Origin of the sequence: Klebsiella sp. H-Nf2, from assembly GCF_002806645.1 — a bacterium.
In the GTDB taxonomy this organism is placed as follows: domain Bacteria; phylum Pseudomonadota; class Gammaproteobacteria; order Enterobacterales; family Enterobacteriaceae; genus Klebsiella; species Klebsiella variicola.
The window spans coordinates 138,219-157,870 of the sequence record NZ_PIBL01000005.1 but is presented as its reverse complement, the minus strand read 5'-3'; the positions used below and the strand labels follow the sequence as shown (position 1 = coordinate 157,870).

Here is a 19,652-nt window from a genome sequence, read left to right as displayed (position 1 = left end):
TGTATCCCACTATCTTAACCTATGAATGAATTCATCTTGAGCCTAAGCGCATTTAATGCTTATTTTAGTAGGCTGTACGTATCAGGCAGTAAGACAACCAAGTGAAGATATAATGAGCAAAACAGAATTTTACGCGGATCTAAACCGCGATTTCCAGGCATTAATGGCAGGTGAAACCAGTTTTCTGGCGATGATCGCCAATACCAGCGCGTTGCTGTTCGAGCGGCTGAGCGAAGTCAACTGGGCCGGTTTCTATCTTCTGGAAGGCGATACCCTGGTATTGGGGCCGTTCCAGGGCAAACTGGCCTGTGTGCGCATTCCGGTCGGTCGCGGCGTGTGCGGCGCCGCGGTGGCGCAAGCCCAGGTCCAGCGCGTTGAGGACGTGCATGCGTTTGATGGTCATATTGCCTGCGATGCGGCCAGTAATTCGGAAATCGTCTTTCCCCTGCGCGTGAACGACCAGATTATCGGCGTGCTGGATATCGACAGCCCGGCATACGGCCGCTTCACCGCTGAAGATGAGCAGGGGTTGCGCACGCTGGTCGAGCAACTCGAAAAACGTATCGCGGCCACTGATTATCAAAAAATCTTTACCCGTGTCGTGGGATAATCAACGGATAACGTAGCATTTAGCGAGGACGTCATTATAATGTCGCCTGTTCATGCCTGCGGCTTGTTGGCTACGTCCGTTGTAATCAGGAAATTTCATGGAAAATCAACCTAAGTTGAATAGCAGTAAAGAAGTTATCGCCTTTCTGGCCGAACGTTTCCCTCAGTGCTTTAGCGCTGAAGGCGAAGCGCGCCCCCTGAAAATTGGTATTTTTCAGGATCTCGTTGAGCGAGTGGGTGGTGAGATGAATCTCAGCAAAACCCAGCTTCGCGCTGCATTACGTCTCTACACGTCTAGCTGGCGTTATCTGTACGGCGTGAAAGCCGGCGCTATCCGCGTTGACCTGGACGGCAACCCGTGTGGCGAACTGGAAGAACAGCACATCGCCCATGCGCGTCAGCAGCTGGAAGAAGCAAAAGCTCGCGTTCAGACGCAGCGCGCTGCCCAGCAGGCGAAAAAACGCGAAGCCGCCGCCGCCGCAGGCCAGCAGGATGAAGGGGTTCGCCGCGAGCGTAAACCGCGTCCTCAGCAGCCGCGTCGTAAAGAAGGCGCTGAACAGCGTAAACCGCGTCCTGTTGCGGCCAAAGCCCCGCGTGAAGAGCGTCATACTCCGGTATCGGATGTTTCCGTTCTGACCGTCGGCCAGGCGCTGAAGGTAAAAGCAGGCAATAACGCAATGGACGCCACCGTTCTGGAAATCACCAAAGATGGCGTTCGTGTACAGCTGACTTCTGGTATGTCAATGATTGTACGCGCAGAACACCTGGTGTTCTGAAACGGAGGCCGGGCCAGGCATGAACACATTTTTTAAAATCACCGCGCTTGCGGGCCTGCTGGCAATAGCAGGCCATGCTTTCGCTGTTGATGAAATAACCCGAGCAGATCAAATTCCCGTGCTGAAAGAAGAGCCGCAGCACGCGACGGTGAGCGAGCGCGTGACGTCGCGCTTTACCCGCTCTCACTACCGTCAGTTTGATCTCGACAACGCCTTCTCGGCAAAGATTTTTGACCGTTATCTGAACCTGCTGGACTACAGCCATAATGTGCTGCTGGCCAGCGATGTGGCGAAGTTTGCGGCCAAAAAAGACCAAATCGGCGACGAACTGCGCACCGGGAAACTGGACGTCTTCTACGACCTCTACAACCTGGCGCAGCAGCGTCGCTTTGAGCGCTATCAGTATGCGCTGAAGGTGCTGGAACGTCCGATGGACTTTACCGGCAACGATAATTTCAACCTTGATCGCTCCAAAGCACCGTGGCCAAAAGATGAGGCCGAGCTGAACAAGCTGTGGGACGCCAAGGTTAAGTTTGACCAGTTAAGCCTGAAGCTGGCGGGTAAAGACGATAAAGAGATCCGCGACACCTTAACCCGTCGCTATAAGTTCGCGATCCGTCGTCTGGCGCAAACCAACAGCGAAGATGTTTTCTCGCTGGCGATGACTGCCTTCGCTCGCGAAATCGACCCGCACACCAACTATCTGTCTCCACGTAATACCGAGCAGTTCAACACTGAGATGAGCCTCTCTCTCGAGGGGATCGGCGCTGTCCTGCAGATGGATGATGACTACACCGTCATCAATTCGCTGGTGGCGGGCGGTCCGGCCGCGAAGAGCAAAGCGATCAGTGTCGGCGACCGCATCGTTGGCGTTGGCCAGACCGGGAAGCCGATGGTTGATGTCATCGGCTGGCGTCTGGATGATGTTGTCGCGCTGATTAAAGGGCCGAAGGGCAGCAAAGTGCGCCTTGAGATCCTGCCGGCCGGCAAAGGAGCCAAGACGCGTATCGTGACTCTGACCCGCGAGCGGATCCGTCTGGAAGACCGCGCGGTGAAGATGTCGGTGAAAACCGTCGGTAAAGAAAAAGTCGGCGTGCTGGATATTCCGGGCTTTTACGTTGGCCTGACCGATGACGTGAAAGTGCAGTTGCAGAAGCTGGAAAAACAGAACGTCAGCAGTATCGTCATTGATCTGCGCAGCAACGGCGGCGGGGCGCTGACCGAGGCGGTATCGCTCTCGGGTCTGTTTATTCCGTCCGGCCCGGTGGTGCAGGTGCGGGATAACAATGGCAAGGTCCGCGAAGACAGCGACAACGATGGCGTGGTCTATTACAAAGGACCGCTGGTGGTGCTGGTTGACCGCTTTAGCGCCTCGGCGTCTGAGATCTTTGCCGCGGCGATGCAGGATTATGGCCGCGCGCTGATCGTTGGCGAGCCGACCTTCGGTAAAGGGACGGTACAGCAGTATCGCTCGTTGAATCGTATCTACGATCAGATGCTGCGTCCGGACTGGCCAGCCTTAGGTTCCGTCCAGTACACCATCCAGAAGTTCTACCGCATTAACGGCGGCAGTACGCAGCGTAAAGGCGTGACGCCGGATATCATGATGCCAACCGGTAATGAAGATCGCGAAACCGGCGAGCAGTATGAAGACAACGCCCTGCCGTGGGACAGCATCAATGCGGCCACCTATGTGAAGTCCGGGGACCTGACCCCGTTTGGACCGGAACTGCTCAAGCGCCATGATGAGCGTATCGCGCAGGATCCCGAGTTCCAGTACATCATGAAGGATATTGCCCGTTATAACGCGATGAAGGACAAGCGTAACATCGTCTCTCTGAACTACGCCCAGCGTGAGAAAGAGAACGAAGAGGATGATGCGATTCGTCTGGCGCGGATTAACGATCGCCTGAAACGCGAAGGCAAGCCGCCGCTGAAAAAACTGGATGACCTGGCGAAGGATTACCAGGAGCCGGATCCGTATCTTGATGAAACGGTCCATATCGCGGTAGACCTGGCGCATCTTGAAAAAGCGCGCCCGGCGGTGGAACCGCCAGCCAGTAAATAAACAGCAAACGGGCACCTCTGAAGGTGCCCGTTTTTTTTGTGCTTTTGTCATTCCCGTTCAGCTCAACTAACAAAATGTCAACCTGCCCGGTCGCTGTCAGCAAGATGCTACAAAATGTAAAGTTGTGTTTTTATCGTGACTTAGCGGGGGCTGATGGTTGAAAATTGCAGTCTGACCCATACGATGTGGGTAATCGCATAGTGCGTTTTGTTAAATTGAGGTAAAAAGAAAATTATGATGCGAATCGCGCTTTTCCTGCTGACGAACCTGGCAGTGATGGTCGTGTTCGGGCTGGTGTTAAGCCTCACGGGGATCCAATCCAGCAGCATGACCGGTCTGTTGATTATGGCCCTGCTGTTCGGCTTCGGTGGTTCTATCGTTTCACTGATGATGTCGAAATGGATGGCGCTGAAGTCTGTGGGTGGGGAAGTGATCGAGCAGCCGCGCAACGAAACGGAACGTTGGCTGATGCACACCGTCGCCCAGCAGGCGCAGCAGGCGGGCATTGCCATGCCGCAGGTGGCTATTTACCACGCGCCTGATATCAACGCCTTTGCCACAGGCGCGCGTCGCGACGCCTCGCTGGTCGCCGTCAGCACCGGGCTGTTACAAAACATGAGTCGTGATGAAGCGGAAGCAGTCATTGCCCATGAAATCAGCCACATCGCTAATGGCGACATGGTCACCATGACGCTGATCCAGGGGGTAGTGAACACCTTCGTTATCTTTATCTCCCGTGTAATTGCCCAGATTGCGGCCGGTTTCCTCGGCGGCAACCGGGAAGACGAAGGGGAGAGCAGCAATGGCAACCCGTTGATTTATTTTGCCGTTGCCACGGTGCTGGAGCTGGTGTTCGGTATTCTGGCCAGCATTATCACCATGTGGTTCTCTCGTCATCGCGAGTTCCACGCTGACGCCGGCTCGGCGCGACTGGTGGGCCGCGAGAAGATGATTGCAGCCCTGCAGCGACTGAAAACCAGCTATGAGCCGCAGGAAGCCAGCAGCATGATGGCGTTCTGCATCAATGGTAAAGCGAAATCCATGAGCGAGCTGTTTATGACTCACCCGCCGCTGGATAAGCGTATTGAAGCCCTGCGTAGCGGTGAGTATCTGAAGTAATTCGTCGGTCCGACGCTAAAAATAAAAATCCGCAGCCCGAAAGCTGCGGATTTTTTTTGCCGCCGTTTATCAGGCTGCGCGCGGCTGGGTGACGCGCAGACCGCTAATCAATGCGGCAACGGTCGCCAGAATACCAGCCAGCAGCAGGGCAGTATGGGTGCCGCTGTTGCCGAGCAGGTTGAACAGCAGGGCGACCAGCGCCGCGCCGGTGCTCTGACCGAGCAGGCGGGCGGTGCCCAGCATCCCGCTGGCGCCACCGCTGCGATGACTCGGGGCCGAGGCGACAATCGTATGGTTATTCGGTGACTGGAACAGCCCGAAACCGGCGCCACACAGCGCCATGCGCCAGATGATATCCAGATCGGACGGCGACTCGGGCAGTAGCGCCAGGCCGAACAGGCCGCAGGCCATAATAAGCAGACCGATGGCCCCCAGCAGCCCCGCATGGCATTTCTCAATCAAATAGCCAGCCAGCGGCGCCATCACCATGGTCGCCAGCGGCCACGGTGTCAGCAGCAGGCCGGTCTCCACTTCGCTGCGTCCCATCATTGACTGCAGAAAGAAGGGCAGGGAAACCATCGCCAGCATCTGCGCGCAGAAGGAGCAGATGGAGGTGCAAATAGAAAGCGAGAAGAGTGGGATGCGCAGCAGGTCGACCGGCAGCAGGGGGACGGGCATGCTGAGCTGGCGGCGAACAAAGAAGAAGCCCACCACCAGCATGGCGGCCACTTCAGCCAGCACCAGTTGAAGAGACTGTCCCTGGGCGAACCCGCTGAGCGCAGTGATCAGCAGCCCGAAGGTGAGGGCGTTCATGATGGCGCTTGGCAGATCGAAGCGGATGATTTTGCTGCGTGCGCTGTTGGGCGGCAGAAAGCGCATGGCCAGAACAAACGCGACGATCCCCAGAGGCACGTTAATTAAAAACAGCCATTGCCATGAGGCGAGGGAAAGGATCGCCGCGGCGATAGTCGGGCCTGCCGCTGATGAGACCGCGACGACAAAGGAGTTAATGCCCATGCCGCGTCCGAGAAAGCGCTGCGGATAAATCAGGCGGATCAGCGCGGTGTTCACGCTCATCAGCGCGGCGCCGCCCAGCCCCTGAGCGACGCGGGCGAAGGTCAGCATTTCGAGGCTACGCGACAGCGCGCAGGCCAGCGAGGTAAAGATAAACACCACCAGGCCTATCTTATAGATGCGGCGATAGCCGACCATATCGCCGAGGAAGGAGAGCGGCAGCAGGGCGATAACAATGGCGATTTGGTAGGCGTTGACGATCCAGATTGACGACGCCGGCGAGGCGTTAAGATCGCTGGCGATGGTCGGGAGCGCGACGTTGGCGATAGCCCCGTCGAGCACGGCCATGGTCAGCCCAAGCACGATGGTCAGAATGGCGCCATAGCGTTGCGGCAGCGGCACGCCATCGGAAGAATTTTTATCCATGGTGAATATAAGTCTTAAATGAAACGGGTTTTTGAATGATGAGTTTAGCATTGATTAATCCGCAGTATGTCGCAGATTTGTAACGAAGTGGCAGAAGAATGATTGCGGCGCAGAGGCGGCGAATTTATAATAAAAACCGGTTCTAAATTTTATAAAACAGTTACGACGAGGTGATAAATGGCAGGTGCAGATTTGGATAAACAGCCAGATTCTGTCTCTTCGGTATTGAAGGTTTTTGGCATCCTACAGGCGCTGGGTGAAGAGCGTGAAATTGGCATTACCGAACTGTCCCAGCGCGTCATGATGTCGAAAAGCACCGTTTATCGCTTTTTACAGACCATGAAATCACTGGGCTATGTGGCACAGGAAGGGGAGTCAGAGAAATACTCCCTCACGCTCAAGCTGTTCGAGCTGGGCGCACGTGCGCTGCAGAACGTCGACCTGGTGCGCAGCGCGGATATTCAGATGCGCGAACTCTCGCGACTGACGAAAGAGACTATTCACCTCGGCGCGCTGGATGAAGACAGTATTGTCTACATCCACAAGATTGACTCAATGTACAACCTGCGGATGTACTCACGCATTGGCCGCCGCAACCCGCTGTACAGCACCGCGATCGGCAAGGTGCTGTTGGCCTGGCGCGATCGCAGTGAAGTTGAGCAGATCCTCGAGGGCGTGGAGTATAAGCGCAGCACCGAGCGGACGATCACCAGCACGGAGGAGCTGCTTAAGGTACTGGATGGCGTGCGCGAGCAGGGATATGGCGAAGATAACGAAGAGCAGGAAGAGGGGCTGCGCTGCATCGGAGTCCCGGTGTTCGACCGTTTCGGCGTGGTTATCGCCGGACTGAGCATCTCTTTCCCGACGCTACGTTTCTCAGAAGAACGTCTGCATGAATACGTGGCGATGCTGCACCAGGCGGCGCGTAAGATTTCTGAGCAAATGGGATACAACGACTACCCGTTCTGACGCGGTAGCTGAAACATCCGGTGAGCGCGGTGCTATTGTCGCGCTCGCCGGACCAATTTTAACCGTTATCAACCACGGTTGCGCTTTTGCGCAGAATGGGACAGTTACTGACGCCGATCACACCGCTGTTGGAATGCACATAAAGTGCGGTACTGACCCCGCGGGCGGTGAGATACTGACACTTAAGACCCAGACCACCGACGTTTTCTTCACTGTGGAATAATACGCCATAGCCGCTTAATAATACGCCAATCCATAAGATAGCCACGACGACAATAGTACGAATGATTAATCGCATTGATGCCTCATTATTTGTATGATCCTTGCCGTGATTTTGACACGAACACGTTTTGAAACAAGTCGATGATTCCTAAACTTGCCTTTCGTATTACAGTTAGCCGCGGTTTAAGAAGGCCGTGTTATCCTGGCGACATAAAGTACTAAAGCGGAGAGTGGAGTGAAAAAATTACGGTGGGTTTTACTGATAGTCATCATAGCAGGCTGCCTGTTGCTGTGGACTCAGATGCTTAACGTAATGTGCGACCAGGATGTTCAGTTTTTCAGCGGCATTTGCACTATCAATAAATTCATCCCGTGGTAAGACATTTTTCTGACGACTGATTTCCTTCTGCGGTGTGGGTGGTAGAATGAACGCCTTCTCTTTGAGGTGGTGAAATGAGTGAGTTACTAAATCCTGGGATCTTAAATCTGGCATCGCTGGCCGTGTCCGTCGCGTTGCTGCTTGTCGGTCTGTTGTTATGGTTCTTCGTCAACCGCGCCAGTTCGCGGGCGAACGAGCAGATAGAACTGCTGCAAGCGCTGCTGGATCAGCAAAAGCGGCAGAATGCGCTGTTACGTCGCCTCTGTGAGGCCAATGTGCCGGAAAAAGAGGACGTGGCTGAGCCAACCGTCGCGGGTAAGGCGAAAGGGGAGGATGAGTTTATCCGCCTGGTGGCAGAGCGCTAAGTACCTCGACAGGTGTGCATCATAAGGTGCGCACCTGCATGATAGCTGGCAGTAATATCTTATTCTTATTCCATTATTCCTTTCTCAGCGCAATATTCTCTTTATTACACGCTGTAAATAAAGTCATCCCCGCCACGTTTATTGCTATGGAATGTGACACTGTCATCATTTTTTCATTATTAAGGTGCAGAATTAGCACTATTTTTAGCGTGGCGACTAACAGGTTTTATTATCACTACACTGGCGCGGCTTTAGCGATTTTTCGTCTGCTGTTATGACTAAATATGCGCATCAATATTCATCACCTTCAGCGTGCCGCCGTCAGTATGGCGGTTCGTATACGTACATACCTGGACGAAGCGAAGTTGTTGAGCTATGGTAAAAAAGTTGCAGTAATGAGGCAGCAACCAGGTGATATTAGCGAACGCTATAGTGCCTTGCCAGGGGCGGCAAAGACGCATAAATGTGCAGGCGATCAAATGATTACCTTATAATTTGTGCGAACGATCGTGACACGTTTAAAAATGGCTTGCCATTATTTACGTAGTATGTGATAACACGTTTCGGGTTAAACGAGGTACAGTTCTGTTTATGTGTGGCATTTTCAGTAAAGAAGTCCTGAGTAAACACGTTGTCGTTGAATACCGCTTCTCTGCCGAACCTTAAATTAGTGCCTCATGCAGTTATGTGTCAGTTTTATCTATGTAAACGCCAGCAGGCGAAGAAAACAGTCTAAGGAATTTTGCAAATGGCAAAGATTAAAGGTCAAGTTAAGTGGTTCAACGAGTCTAAAGGTTTTGGTTTCATTACTCCGGCTGATGGCAGCAAAGACGTGTTCGTACACTTCTCCGCTATCCAGGGTAACGGCTTCAAAACTCTGGCTGAAGGCCAGAACGTTGAGTTCGAAATTCAGGACGGCCAGAAAGGTCCGGCTGCAGTTAACGTAACTGCTATCTGATACAAGACCACTCTTCTTGTATAAAAGCCTCGCCTGCGCGGGGCTTTTGCGTTTATTGCAAAGCATGTCATTTTACCCCCTCCTGTCGCGTCTTGTTGCAAATACTCAACTTTATTAGCATTGTGTAGCAGTCTGTTTTGCTAATTTTCTGTTAAATCAGATGGTTGCAAAATAATGCCGGAGCTATGGTGCTAAAGAAAAAAATGAAGTCCTCCGCCAGCTTTACCCCGATTCGCTTCGGGTTACTGTGTGTGGCCATTCTTGGTTGTCTGGGACTGCTGCTGGCCCGCGTGGGCTGGCTGCAAATTATCTCTCCCGATAATCTGGTAAAACAAGAAGATATGCGTTCTCTGCGCGAAGAGCCTGTGGCGGTAGAGCGCGGCATGATTAGCGACCGTGAAGGCCGGCCGCTGGCGGTGAGCGTACCGGTCAGCGCTATCTGGATCGACCCGCAGACTACCATGGAGAAGGGTGGGGTTGGCTATGGTCCTCGCTGGCAGGCAATGGCCGAAGCACTACATCTCAACCTCGGGGAGCTGGCCCAGCGGGTACAGAGCCATCCGCACGCCCGTTTTCTCTATCTGGCGCGTCAGATCAATCCGGAGCAGGCGGAGTGGATTGATAAACTGCATCTCCCGGGCGTCTATCTGCGCGATGAATCGCGACGTTTCTATCCGGCAGGACATGTGGCTGCCAATCTGCTGGGCTTTACCAACGTCGATAATCAGGGCATCGAAGGGGTGGAGAAAAGCTTTAATGCCCAGCTGACCGGCAAACCCGGCCGACGTCTGGTGCGCAAAGATAAACATGGCAATGTTATTGAAAATATTACCGAAGTGCCGCCAGTCCCGGCGCACAACCTGCAACTGAGTATTGATGAACGCCTGCAGACAGTGACCGAAGATGCCCTCGACAATGCTGTTCGCTGGAATAAGGCGGAATCCGGGGCGGCGGTGTTGATCAAAATTGATACCGGCGAGATTCTGGCGATGGCCAGCTACCCGGACTTCAATCCGAACAATCGCGATACCGCGACGCTGGATGATTTCCGCAACCGCGCCATCAGTGACACCTTCGAACCCGGGTCGACCGTTAAACCGCTGGTGATCATGACCGCGCTCCAGCAGGGGATTGTCCAGCCGGACAGCGTGGTAGACACCCATCCGTTTGTCCTCGACGGCCACCGTATCCGTGATGTTGGCTATTATCCGGAGCTGAGTCTGACCGGGATCCTGCAAAAATCCAGTGATACCGGCGTGTCGCATCTCTCGCTCGCTATGCCGGTGCAGCATCTGCTTGATACCTATCAGGCATTCGGTTTCGGCGAGCCGACCGGATTGGGGTTGACCGGCGAAAGCGCCGGGCTGATGCCGCATCGTCGCTACTGGGGGCAACTGGATCGCGCCACCTTCGCGTTCGGCTATGGATTAATGGTGACGCCGCTCCAGCTGGCGCACGTCTACGCGACTATCGGCGGTTTCGGTATTGAACGACCGTTGTCGATCACCCGCATCGATCCGCCGGTGATAGGCACACGGGTGATGCCGGAGAACATTGTTCACAGCGTGGAGCATATGATGGAGAGCGTGGCGCTCCCGGGCGGGGGCGGGACCAAAGCGGCGGTGCGCGACTATCGGGTGGCGGTAAAAACCGGGACCGCGAAGAAAATCGGCCCGGACGGAAAATATATCGACAAGTATGTGGCCTATACCGCCGGTGTGGCGCCCGCCAGTCGCCCGCAGTTTGCCCTGGTGGTGGTGATGAACGATCCGAGCAATGGTTCCTATTACGGCGGGGCGGTGTCCGCGCCGGTCTTCAGCCAGATCATGGGCGATGTCCTGCGGCTGGAAAATGTGATGCCGGACGGTATGCCGCAAGGGGCGGAGAATCTGATCGTGATGCACGACAGCCATCCGCTGGCACCGGCGCTGTAACAGTGGTCTGCGGGGGCGAATAGCGCTACACTTTCGCCCTTTCAGCGACACCGGAGCCGTCATGTCATACAGTTGCCCCCTTTGCCACGCGCCGCTATGCCGCAGCGACAACCACTATTCCTGCCCGCAGCGGCATCAGTTCGATCTGGCGAAAGAGGGATACGTCAATCTGCTACCGGTGCAGTTCAAACGGTCACGCGATCCTGGCGATAGCGCAGAGATGATGCAGGCCCGGCGGGCGTTTCTGGATGCGGGTCATTATCAGCCGCTACGGGAGGCGATCGCCGAGCGGCTGCAGCACTACGCCCCAGCGGACTTACTGGATATCGGCTGTGGCGAAGGGTATTACACCCACGCGTTTGCCGCCATCGCCAGCCGCAGCTGGGGGCTGGACGTGTCGAAGCCGGCGATTCGCGCGGCGGCAAAACGCTATCCTGAGGTCAGTTTTTGCGTGGCCTCCAGCCAGCGCCTGCCGTTCTCCGACGCCAGTTTCGATGCAGTGGTGCGCATTTACGCGCCCTGCAACGCCGAAGAGCTGGCGCGGGTGGTGCGTCCTGGCGGATGGGTAATCACTGCCACGCCGGGTCCACGCCATTTACTGGAGCTGAAAGGGCTGATTTACGATGAAGTTCGTCTTCATGAGCTGAAGACGGAAGCGATGCCGGGGTTCCGCCTGGATGCTCAGCAGCAGCTGGCCTATCCGATGACGCTGACCGGTGATGAAGCGCAGGCGCTGCTGCAGATGACGCCGTTCGCGTGGCGGGCAAAACCCGAAGTGCACGCCGCGCTGCGTCAGCAGGCGACATTTGGCTGCCAGACCGATTTCATGATCCATTGCTGGCAGCGAGAGGCATAAGGCTTAGCCGGCGAAATGGCTCCAGAGGATTTCGCTGCCGATACCAATCAGCACAATACCGCCGAGAATTTCGGCCCGTTTGCCCAACAGCGGGCCGATAAAGCGACCGACCATGATCCCCAGCGTCGACATAAGAAACGTCGCGCAACCGATCGCCAGCGCGGTGGTCACAATGCTGACCTGCAGGAAGGCCAGACCCACACCAACGGCCATTGCGTCAAGGCTGGTGGCGAAGGCGGTGGTGACCAGCAGCCAGAAACCATGACGGCGAGGTGCTTCACACACCTCGTCGCTGTCGCCGCGAAAACCTTCCACGATCATTCGCCCGCCGAGAAACACCAGCAGAATAAAGGCAATCCAGTGGTTCCACTCGAGGACAAACTGGCTGGCCAGCATGCCGAGTCCCCAGCCGACCAGCGGGGTCAGGGTTTCGATGGCGCCAAAAATCAGCCCGGTACGGATGGCTTCTGAGAATTTAGGTTTGTGCAGGGTGGCACCCTTGCCGATAGAGGCCGCGAAGGCGTCCATAGACATGCCGAAGGCAAGAAGAATGGTAGCGGATAAATTCATGTGCGTGTCCTGACCGGGGATAATCCATATGACACATCGCTGCCCCCAGTAAATATACGCGGAGCCGCTCAATGGCTGAGCAATACGTACAGCAGTGATGTATCTATGGTCTCGCCTGATTGAATCACTTCAACCCGTACGTGCCACGTTTTGCAACGAGTATGTTGACACGTACATTTCCTGGCAAACAGGAAATCGGCTACTCCCCAACGACGGGCGCAACCTTAACATATTTTTAGAATATAAAACAATAACAGAAGACGGCTATTTTAATAACCAAATGATAACGATTTTCATTTGAATTTATAAGTAAATAAATAGTTAATAAAAAAGGGGAGAGGAGACGGGGAAATATAGCCATGGCTATATGTTTTTCCAGACGAACGCTGGAAAGATATAGCGCTGGCTATATTCTTAACTCATTGAGTTGAAAGGAGGAGTTTGTATATCTTCTCCAGATCGTCGATATTTCGTACGCGAATAAGCAGCCGCCGTTGCTCTAATTGCATCACCAGCACGCCGTCTTCGGATAAATTCATCTCTTTAATTCGCTGATATTCTATCCACACGTTGGCGAAGAAAAAGCCGCGCGATTTAAAAATGATTTTCGGTGTGCGCATCCAGAATAAATAGAGACCCATCAGCGCCAGGGCAGATAATAACCAGGTGGTGATCGCGGTGCCGTTCTGGGTGATGTTGTTATAGATCAGAATGGCGGTGAGGCCGACAAAGATCAGGCCGTCAACACGGCTGCGGCGAAGCAGGGGGATGGCCAGCAGCACCGGGCCGTTCCGCCTCGGCATAATGAACTGGTCGTACACCGCGTAGGCCAGTAGCGCAAGGATAAACAGAAAGATCACCAGGTCCGTGAATGTCATTGCTTTGCGTTCCTCCTGATAAAAAAAAGCCGGGGGCAAGCCCCCGGCGTACAGCTTGAAAATTACAGACCCAGCAGGCCGACCGCGTAGCCCGCGATACCGATGACGAAGAAGCCAACGATGATCCACAGCGGGTTAACTTTCTTGCGCAGCAGCCACATACACGCGAAGGTCAACAGCAGCGGCACCAGGCCCGGCATCAGCTGGTCGAGGATGGTTTGCACCGTGGTGACGTGAACCTGTCCGTCAGAACCGGTGATTTTTGACACCACCAACGGAATGTTCACGTGCGTCCACTTGTTAACCAGTGCCCCCATCACAAACAGGCCGAGGATTGACGCCCCCTCAGTCAGTTTCTGCAGGAAACCGCCGCCCATGTCCTTCACGATGTCCACGCCTTTACGATAACCGTAGGCAACGCCGTAGTAACGGGTCAGCAGACGCACCGCGTTGAACAGGATAAAGAACAGCAGAGGCCCGAGCAGGCTACCGCTCATCGCGATCCCAGCGCCTAAGGCCGCGAACACGGGACGCACAGTACCCCAGAAGATCGGGTCGCCGACGCCGGCCAGCGGCCCCATCAGACCGACTTTGATGCCGTTGATGGCGCCATCGTCAATCTCTGCGCCATTGGCGCGCTGCTCTTCCATTGCCAGCGTTACGCCCAGTACCGGAGCGGCAACGTAAGGATGGGTGTTGAAGAACTCAAGGTGACGCTTAATCGCCTGCTTACGCGCATCGTTGTTCTCCGGGTACAGGCGACGGATCGCCGGAACCATAGAGAAGCAGAAGCCCAGCGCCTGCATACGTTCGAAGTTCCATGAACCCTGGAACAGGTTAGAACGAATGAACACGCCACGAATATCACTCTGAGTGAGTTTTTTCTCGGTGGTATTTTTAGTCATATCAACCATTTCGCTCACCTGTTAGTCCAGTTCGTTATCGAGATCGTTGTTACCAGCCGCCTGAGCCGGCGCACCGGCGACGCGGTTATATTTCGGGCTCAGCTGGATGTAGAGGATAGCCATGACCGCACCAATCACACCCAGAGCCACCAGGTTGAAGTTGGTGAAGGCGGCGGTGACGAAGCCGAGGTAGAAGAACGGCATCAGGTAGCCTGCGCGCATCATGTTGATGACCATCGCATAACCGACAACCACGATCATACCGCCGGCGATGTTCAGACCGCTGGTGACCACTTCAGGGATCGCGTTCAGCAGGCCCTGGACTTCGCTGGTACCGACGGAAATCGCCACGATGACGGCCGGGATAGCGATACGCATCGCCTGCAGGAACAGGGACGAGACGTGCAACCACGACAGGGCGGTCAGGTTGCCATTCTCCGCCGCTTTATCCGCCGCGTGCTGGAAGGCTACGGTGATAGTACGAACGATAATGGTCAGCACCTGGCCTGCCGCCGCCAGCGGGATAGCCAGCGCGATACCGGCACCGATGCTCTGATGGCCGGCAATAACCAGAACGGTGGAAATAATAGACGCCAGCGCGGCATCAGGGGCAACCGCCGCACCGATGTTCATCCAACCCAGGGCGATCATTTCCAGCGTACCGCCGATGATAATCCCGGTTTTCATATCGCCGAGAACGGCACCGATCAGCGTACAGGCGACCAGAGGACGGTGGAACTGAAATTCATCAAGTACCGACTCCATACCCGCAATACACGCGATGATGAACACCAGCACAATCTGAAGAAGGGTAATCTCCATTGTACTTCTCCTGTTGATTAAGTCTTAAAGTGAAAACTGGGGCGCGATCGGCAAGGTTATTTATCAGCCTTAGCGATCAGATCCATCATTTTCAGTTTCGGGTCGGTGGACACTTTACGTGCCTCCAGCTCGATACCGCGTGCGTTCAGTTTTTTAAACGCCTCAATATCTTTAGCATCGACGGAAATCGCGTTGTTAACCTGGGTTTTGCCCTGGCGGAACGCCATACCACCGATGTTGACGCTGGTGATTTTCACGCCGCCCTCGACGATACGCTCAACGTCAGTCGGGTTAGTAAACAGCAGCATAACGCGCTGTCCGGCATACTTCGGGTTGTTGTAGACGCGGATCATTTTAGCCACATCCACGACGTGGGCGGTGACGCCTGGCGGCGCAACCTGAGTCAGCAGGGTTTTGCGCACGGTATCCGCGGCGACTTCGTCGCTGACGACGATGATGCGGGTGACGTTGGTCTCTTTGGTCCAGCGGGTGGCGACCTGACCATGGATCAGACGGTCGTCAATGCGCGCGAGGCCAATCACCATATAGTCGTTCGGGCCCATCGGTTTGGCCGGCGCGGCGGCTTTTGGGGCCGCGGCAGGGGCTGGCGCGGGAGCCGCTTTTTCTACCGGTTTGGCCTTCAGCGCTTTCACGCCTTCGCTACCGGTCTCTACCGCTAAGGCGACCAGTTCATCAAACGAAGGGTCGTCATCGCGGGCCATGAAGGTTTCCACCAGCATCGGGATGTTGACGCCAGCGATAACTTCGTAATGCTCTTTATCGACGACAATGCGGCTCGCAGCGTTGAACGGGCTGCCTCCCCATGTATCGACGAGAAATAGCACGCCTTTACTGGTATCCAGTTTTGCCAACTGGGCATTGTATTTCTCGATCAGCGTTTCGGCGTTTTCACCCGGAACGAAATCGATCCAGCCAACGTTTTCCTGCTCGCCCAACAGCATCTCTGCTGTTTTCAGCAGCTGTTCTGCAGCCCAACCATGTGTGCCTATTACAATAGCAATCGTCACTTGCTACCTCCTTTATTATCGTGAATGCATCATCTGCTTTGATACATCCTGAATCACTCTTGAGGACAAAATCGATTCAGTTAGGGTGTAAGATAGAAAATAGTTACTACCGCGAATTATTTTAGACAGTGAAAAAATAATTAATGTGATGAAGATCCGTTAATCAGGCATCGCCTGGTAATAATTTTGCAGCGCAAAAAATAGCCTTAGTTATTGCAAATTCAGGTAAATTTTTTCCAATTTCGATCTATATTTTGCTATGTTTAACTTCCGTTTAATTACTCAGGAGTATAGGGCATAGCCCGCAGTATGGACCGTCATCGACGTCTTTTCACTTTCTGGCACCAGGTTGCCACCTCCACGCATCACGCTTTTCTCTCAGCACCTATTGTCGCGCCCATGCATGACATGGCGATGACTCAGCTTGCCGCTAACCGGAGTCGTACATGGAATTGTTAATGGATCCCTCAATCTGGGCCGGCCTGTTGACGCTTATCGTTCTGGAGATTGTGCTCGGTATCGACAACCTGGTGTTTATTGCCATCCTGGCGGATAAACTGCCGCCGAAGCAGCGTGACAAGGCCCGACTGATCGGCCTGTCGCTGGCGCTGGTGATGCGCCTGGGGCTGCTGTCGGTGATCTCCTGGATGGTGACCCTGACGAAGCCGCTGATTACCATCGCCGATTTCTCTTTTTCCGGGCGCGACCTCATCATGCTGCTCGGCGGGATCTTCTTGCTGTTTAAGGCGACGACCGAACTGCATGAGCGGCTGGAAAACCGCCAGCACGATGCCGGTCACGGTAAAGGGTATGCCAGTTTCTGGGTGGTGGTACTGCAGATCGTGGTGCTGGACGCCGTCTTCTCTCTGGATGCGGTGATCACGGCGGTCGGGATGGTTAACCATCTGCCGGTGATGATGGCGGCGGTGGTGATCGCCATGATCATGATGCTGCTGGCGTCGAAGCCGTTGACGCGCTTTGTCAACCAGCACCCGACGGTGGTGGTGCTCTGTCTGAGCTTCCTGTTGATGATCGGCCTGAGCCTGGTGGCGGAAGGGTTTGGCTTCCATATTCCGAAAGGGTATCTGTACGCAGCGATCGGTTTCTCGATCATCATCGAGTTCTTTAACCAGGTGGCGCGGCGCAACTTTGTACGACATCAGTCGACGCTGCCGCTGCGTGCCCGTACCGCGGATGCGATCCTGCGTCTGATGGGGGGCCGGAAACAAGCCTCTGCTAGCCATGACGCCGACAGCCCGGCAGCCATACCGGTCCCGGAAGGGGCGTTTGCCGAAGAAGAGCGTTACATGATTAACGGCGTGCTGACGCTGGCCCAACGCTCTCTGCGCGGTATTATGACCCCGCGCGGGGAAATCAGCTGGGTTGACGCTGAACAGAGTGACGATGAAATTCGTCGTCAGCTGCTCTCGTCGCCGCACAGTCTGTTTCCGGTCTGCCGCGGAGAACTGGATGAAATCATCGGTATCGTGCGGGCGAAAGAGTTGCTGGTGGCCCTGGAGGCGGGTGAGAACATTGCGGCGCTGGCCTCTGCCTCTCCGGCAATTGTCGTCCCGGAAACGCTGGACCCGATCAATCTGCTCGGGGTTCTGCGCCGTGCGCGCGGCAGCTTTGTTATCGTGACCAACGAGTTTGGCATGGTACAGGGGCTGGTGACGCCGCTGGACGTCCTTGAAGCCATCGCCGGTGAATTCCCGGATGCCGATGAGACGCCGGAGATCGTCATTGACGGCGATGGCTGGTTGATCAAAGGGTCGACCGACCTGCATGCGCTGCAGCAGGCGCTTGGACTGGATGCGCTGGTCAATGAAGATGAGGATATTGCCACGGTGGCCGGGTTGGTGATCGCCGTCAATGGCCATATCCCGCGCATTGGCGACACCGTGTCGCTACCGCCGCTGCAGTTTACCGTGGTCGAAGCGAATGATTACCGGGTCGACCTGGTCCGCGCGGTGGTCACCCGTCCACTGAGCGACGAAGAAGAGTAATTGCCCTGCTCGTCGGCCCCTGGGGTCGGCGAGCTATTCTGCCCACTCGGTTTTCTGTCCCTCTCTGTCTGCCAGCCACGCCGGAAACGCCTCAACAGGCATCGGCCGGGCGTAATAAAATCCCTGCAGTACATCGACGCCGTGGCCTCTGAGGTAGCTTTCCTGCTCCAGCGTCTCCACCCCTTCGGCAACGGTAACGATATTCAGACGATCGGCGAGGGCAATAATAATATCCGTCACCGTGGCATTGACGCTGTCTATCCCGACTGAACTGGTAAACGAGCGGTCAATCTTCAGCACGTCCGGACGCAGTTTTTCCAGCCACGAGAGCGAGCTGTTACCGGTGCCAAAATCATCTATCGCCAGCTGAACCCCTTTGAAGTGCAGATGTTCAGCCATGTGCTGGTCGCCATCCTGCAGGACATCGCGCTCGGTGAGCTCGACCACCAGCTGCTGTACCGGGTTGACGCTAAACCAGTAATTGTGCAGGTCGCGGAGCAGTAAACCATTGGCAAAGTGACGGGCGGCGACATTAATCGCAATATGAAAATGGCGGTCGCTGGGGAAAGCGTCCAGGCGGCGGGCGGTTTCGGCAATCACGTAGCGGGTGAGGGGAATGATCAGATTGTCCCCTTCGGCGATGGGAATAAACACTTCTGGCGAAATCGCCCCGCGGCGGGGGTTGTTCCAGCGCAGCAGGATTTCCACCCCGCAGCAGCGCCCGCTGCGCGCATCCTGCAGCGGCTGGCACCAGAGCGTAAACTCCCGGGCAGAGATGCCGAGACTTATCTCTCGCGAGAAACTCATCCTGCCGGCGGTGGCCAGCCAGGCGATGCCGGTCATTAACAGGCTGAAGATAAGGGCCAGCGGCAGCTCACCAGGCAGCTCCTCCAGCGCGATAGTCGAGGCGCCCGGACCGTTAATGTTGATGGTAAAGGGAAATTCTGTGGAGCGCTGGCGATAAATCACCGACGCCTGCGGGGCGTGCGCTTTGTCAATCAGGCCGAGCCCGCTGATAAAATAATGGTCGCCAACCTGCAGGCTGACGTCGCTGATCAGGGGCGATTTTTCCTTGAGAATTAAGGTTCCCAGCAGCTCGATATTGACAATTAACATCACGCCGTCGAGGCCGCTTTCCGAGGCAGGATACCACTGGATCAGCACCGGCGTGCCTTTGAGCAGTGAGTTGTCGGTAGAAAAGAGCAGTAAGGGGTGGTGAGCCGGAAGGGCGGGCTGCAGCTGGTGCAGATCTGCCTGCCGTTGCCCAAAGATACTGGAACAGTAGATCATCCCTGACGCCACCAGCGCGACGGAGCGGACCGTCTGCAGCGAGGCCGCCATTTTGCGCAGCGTGAGATGAATATCCATGCAGGGTTTGTCGACCAGGGAGAGTAGCGTCGCTCGCTCTGCACTCAGCGGACGCAGGATATTATTCAGCGCCGTGACCCGCTGGCTGGCGGCAGTACGAATATACTCTTCATTTACGCTACGCTGCGAAATAAATCGGATAGCTAAGGTGGTACCCAGGGTTAGCAAGGCTACCAGCAGGCAGACAATAATGCGTTTGCGACGATAGGCCGTAATGACTTTTTGTGCAGTCTGCATGTGCGACACCCTGTCGACAGGACGAGTGGTTAAGCGTGGCTTATTTAATAGAGCAATTGTAGTGGCAGAATATCGCCAGGTATAGAAAAAAGAAAATGCGCCGGTGAAGGCGCATCAGGGAGCTGTCAGTAACCCATGTTATC

Annotated in this window: 19 protein-coding genes, 2 pseudogenes and 1 riboswitch; of the genes and pseudogenes, 13 read left to right on the top strand and 8 right to left on the bottom strand. The window is 55.3% G+C overall.

Features of this window, described 5'->3' with window-relative positions; translation table 11 throughout:
- Window positions 1-112: 112 nt before the first annotated feature.
- From CWM58_RS14700 to htpX, 4 genes and pseudogenes are all read left to right on the top strand, one after another.
- Window positions 113-626, top strand: a pseudogene (locus CWM58_RS14700) (GAF domain-containing protein).
- 81 nt (window positions 627-707) lie between these two features.
- Window positions 708-1,385, top strand: coding sequence for an RNA chaperone ProQ (gene proQ, locus CWM58_RS14695; RefSeq protein WP_008804278.1), 678 nt, complete (start codon window positions 708-710; stop codon window positions 1,383-1,385).
- Window positions 1,386-1,404: 19 nt separating this feature from the next.
- Window positions 1,405-3,453, top strand: coding sequence for a carboxy terminal-processing peptidase (gene prc / locus CWM58_RS14690; RefSeq protein ID WP_074385467.1), 2,049 nt, complete (start codon window positions 1,405-1,407; stop codon window positions 3,451-3,453).
- Between the two features lie 234 nt (window positions 3,454-3,687).
- Window positions 3,688-4,572, top strand: a complete 885-nt coding sequence (gene htpX, locus CWM58_RS14685) for a protease HtpX (protein WP_008804280.1) — start codon at window positions 3,688-3,690, stop codon at window positions 4,570-4,572.
- A gap of 69 nt (window positions 4,573-4,641) precedes the next feature.
- Here the strand turns inward: htpX and CWM58_RS14680 are convergent, their stop codons facing one another.
- Window positions 4,642-6,012, bottom strand: a complete 1,371-nt coding sequence (locus CWM58_RS14680; RefSeq protein ID WP_061154120.1) for an MFS transporter — start codon at window positions 6,010-6,012, stop codon at window positions 4,642-4,644.
- Window positions 6,013-6,189: 177 nt separating this feature from the next.
- On the opposite strand from CWM58_RS14680, the gene kdgR reads away from it, so the two are divergent.
- Window positions 6,190-6,981, top strand: a complete 792-nt coding sequence (kdgR, locus tag CWM58_RS14670; RefSeq protein WP_061154121.1) for a DNA-binding transcriptional regulator KdgR — start codon at window positions 6,190-6,192, stop codon at window positions 6,979-6,981.
- Between the two features lie 58 nt (window positions 6,982-7,039).
- On the opposite strand, the gene CWM58_RS14665 is transcribed toward kdgR, so the two are convergent.
- On the bottom strand, window positions 7,040-7,279 hold the full coding sequence (locus CWM58_RS14665; protein WP_008804283.1) for a YobH family protein: 240 nt from the start codon (window positions 7,277-7,279) through the stop codon (window positions 7,040-7,042).
- Between the two features lie 159 nt (window positions 7,280-7,438).
- Between CWM58_RS14665 and mgrB the strand changes: the two genes are divergently transcribed.
- The 7 genes and pseudogenes from mgrB to rlmA all read left to right on the top strand — a co-directional run bounded on the left by mgrB (window position 7,439) and on the right by rlmA (window position 11,695).
- Complete coding sequence (gene mgrB / locus CWM58_RS14660) at window positions 7,439-7,582, top strand: PhoP/PhoQ regulator MgrB (RefSeq protein ID WP_002911375.1); 144 nt, start codon at window positions 7,439-7,441, stop codon at window positions 7,580-7,582.
- A gap of 74 nt (window positions 7,583-7,656) precedes the next feature.
- On the top strand, window positions 7,657-7,947 hold the full coding sequence (locus CWM58_RS14655; RefSeq protein ID WP_100675394.1) for a YebO family protein: 291 nt from the start codon (window positions 7,657-7,659) through the stop codon (window positions 7,945-7,947).
- 284 nt (window positions 7,948-8,231) lie between these two features.
- Window positions 8,232-8,441, top strand: a complete 210-nt coding sequence (locus CWM58_RS28640; protein WP_165785796.1) for a hypothetical protein — start codon at window positions 8,232-8,234, stop codon at window positions 8,439-8,441.
- A 97-nt stretch (window positions 8,442-8,538) separates the two neighbouring features.
- A pseudogene (locus CWM58_RS14640) lies at window positions 8,539-8,610 on the top strand (DUF2627 domain-containing protein); the annotation flags it as partial.
- A gap of 85 nt (window positions 8,611-8,695) precedes the next feature.
- Complete coding sequence (gene cspE / locus CWM58_RS14635) at window positions 8,696-8,905, top strand: transcription antiterminator/RNA stability regulator CspE (RefSeq protein ID WP_001062678.1); 210 nt, start codon at window positions 8,696-8,698, stop codon at window positions 8,903-8,905.
- Between the two features lie 185 nt (window positions 8,906-9,090).
- Window positions 9,091-10,839, top strand: a complete 1,749-nt coding sequence (gene ftsI, locus CWM58_RS14630; protein WP_061154123.1) for a peptidoglycan glycosyltransferase FtsI — start codon at window positions 9,091-9,093, stop codon at window positions 10,837-10,839.
- 61 nt (window positions 10,840-10,900) lie between these two features.
- A complete protein-coding gene (rlmA, locus tag CWM58_RS14625) occupies window positions 10,901-11,695 on the top strand; it encodes a 23S rRNA (guanine(745)-N(1))-methyltransferase (RefSeq protein ID WP_100681205.1) in 795 nt (264 codons plus the stop codon).
- 3 nt (window positions 11,696-11,698) lie between these two features.
- Here the strand turns inward: rlmA and mntP are convergent, their stop codons facing one another.
- The 5 genes from mntP to manX all read right to left on the bottom strand — a co-directional run bounded on the left by mntP (window position 11,699) and on the right by manX (window position 15,898).
- A complete protein-coding gene (gene mntP / locus CWM58_RS14620; protein WP_061154125.1) occupies window positions 11,699-12,265 on the bottom strand; it encodes a manganese efflux pump MntP in 567 nt (188 codons plus the stop codon).
- 117 nt (window positions 12,266-12,382) lie between these two features.
- Window positions 12,383-12,485: riboswitch (yybP-ykoY riboswitch) on the bottom strand.
- 199 nt (window positions 12,486-12,684) lie between these two features.
- A complete protein-coding gene (locus tag CWM58_RS14615) occupies window positions 12,685-13,143 on the bottom strand; it encodes a DUF986 family protein (RefSeq protein WP_100681204.1) in 459 nt (152 codons plus the stop codon).
- A gap of 62 nt (window positions 13,144-13,205) precedes the next feature.
- Window positions 13,206-14,057: a PTS mannose transporter subunit IID gene (locus CWM58_RS14610; RefSeq protein ID WP_061154127.1), complete on the bottom strand. Its 852-nt coding sequence runs from the start codon at window positions 14,055-14,057 to the stop codon at window positions 13,206-13,208.
- Window positions 14,058-14,069: 12 nt separating this feature from the next.
- Window positions 14,070-14,870 carry a PTS mannose/fructose/sorbose transporter subunit IIC gene (locus CWM58_RS14605; protein WP_100681203.1) on the bottom strand — a complete coding sequence of 267 codons (801 nt, stop codon included), beginning with the start codon at window positions 14,868-14,870 and terminating at the stop codon, window positions 14,070-14,072.
- 56 nt (window positions 14,871-14,926) lie between these two features.
- On the bottom strand, window positions 14,927-15,898 hold the full coding sequence (manX, locus tag CWM58_RS14600; RefSeq protein WP_061154128.1) for a PTS mannose transporter subunit IIAB: 972 nt from the start codon (window positions 15,896-15,898) through the stop codon (window positions 14,927-14,929).
- A 446-nt stretch (window positions 15,899-16,344) separates the two neighbouring features.
- Here manX and yoaE point away from each other — a divergent pair, with 446 nt between their 5' ends.
- Window positions 16,345-17,904 carry a CNNM family cation transport protein YoaE gene (yoaE, locus tag CWM58_RS14595; RefSeq protein WP_061154129.1) on the top strand — a complete coding sequence of 520 codons (1,560 nt, stop codon included), beginning with the start codon at window positions 16,345-16,347 and terminating at the stop codon, window positions 17,902-17,904.
- Window positions 17,905-17,937: 33 nt separating this feature from the next.
- Here the strand turns inward: yoaE and CWM58_RS14590 are convergent, their stop codons facing one another.
- On the bottom strand, window positions 17,938-19,509 hold the full coding sequence (locus tag CWM58_RS14590) for an EAL domain-containing protein (RefSeq protein ID WP_100681202.1): 1,572 nt from the start codon (window positions 19,507-19,509) through the stop codon (window positions 17,938-17,940).
- Between the last annotated feature and the right edge of the window lie 143 nt (window positions 19,510-19,652).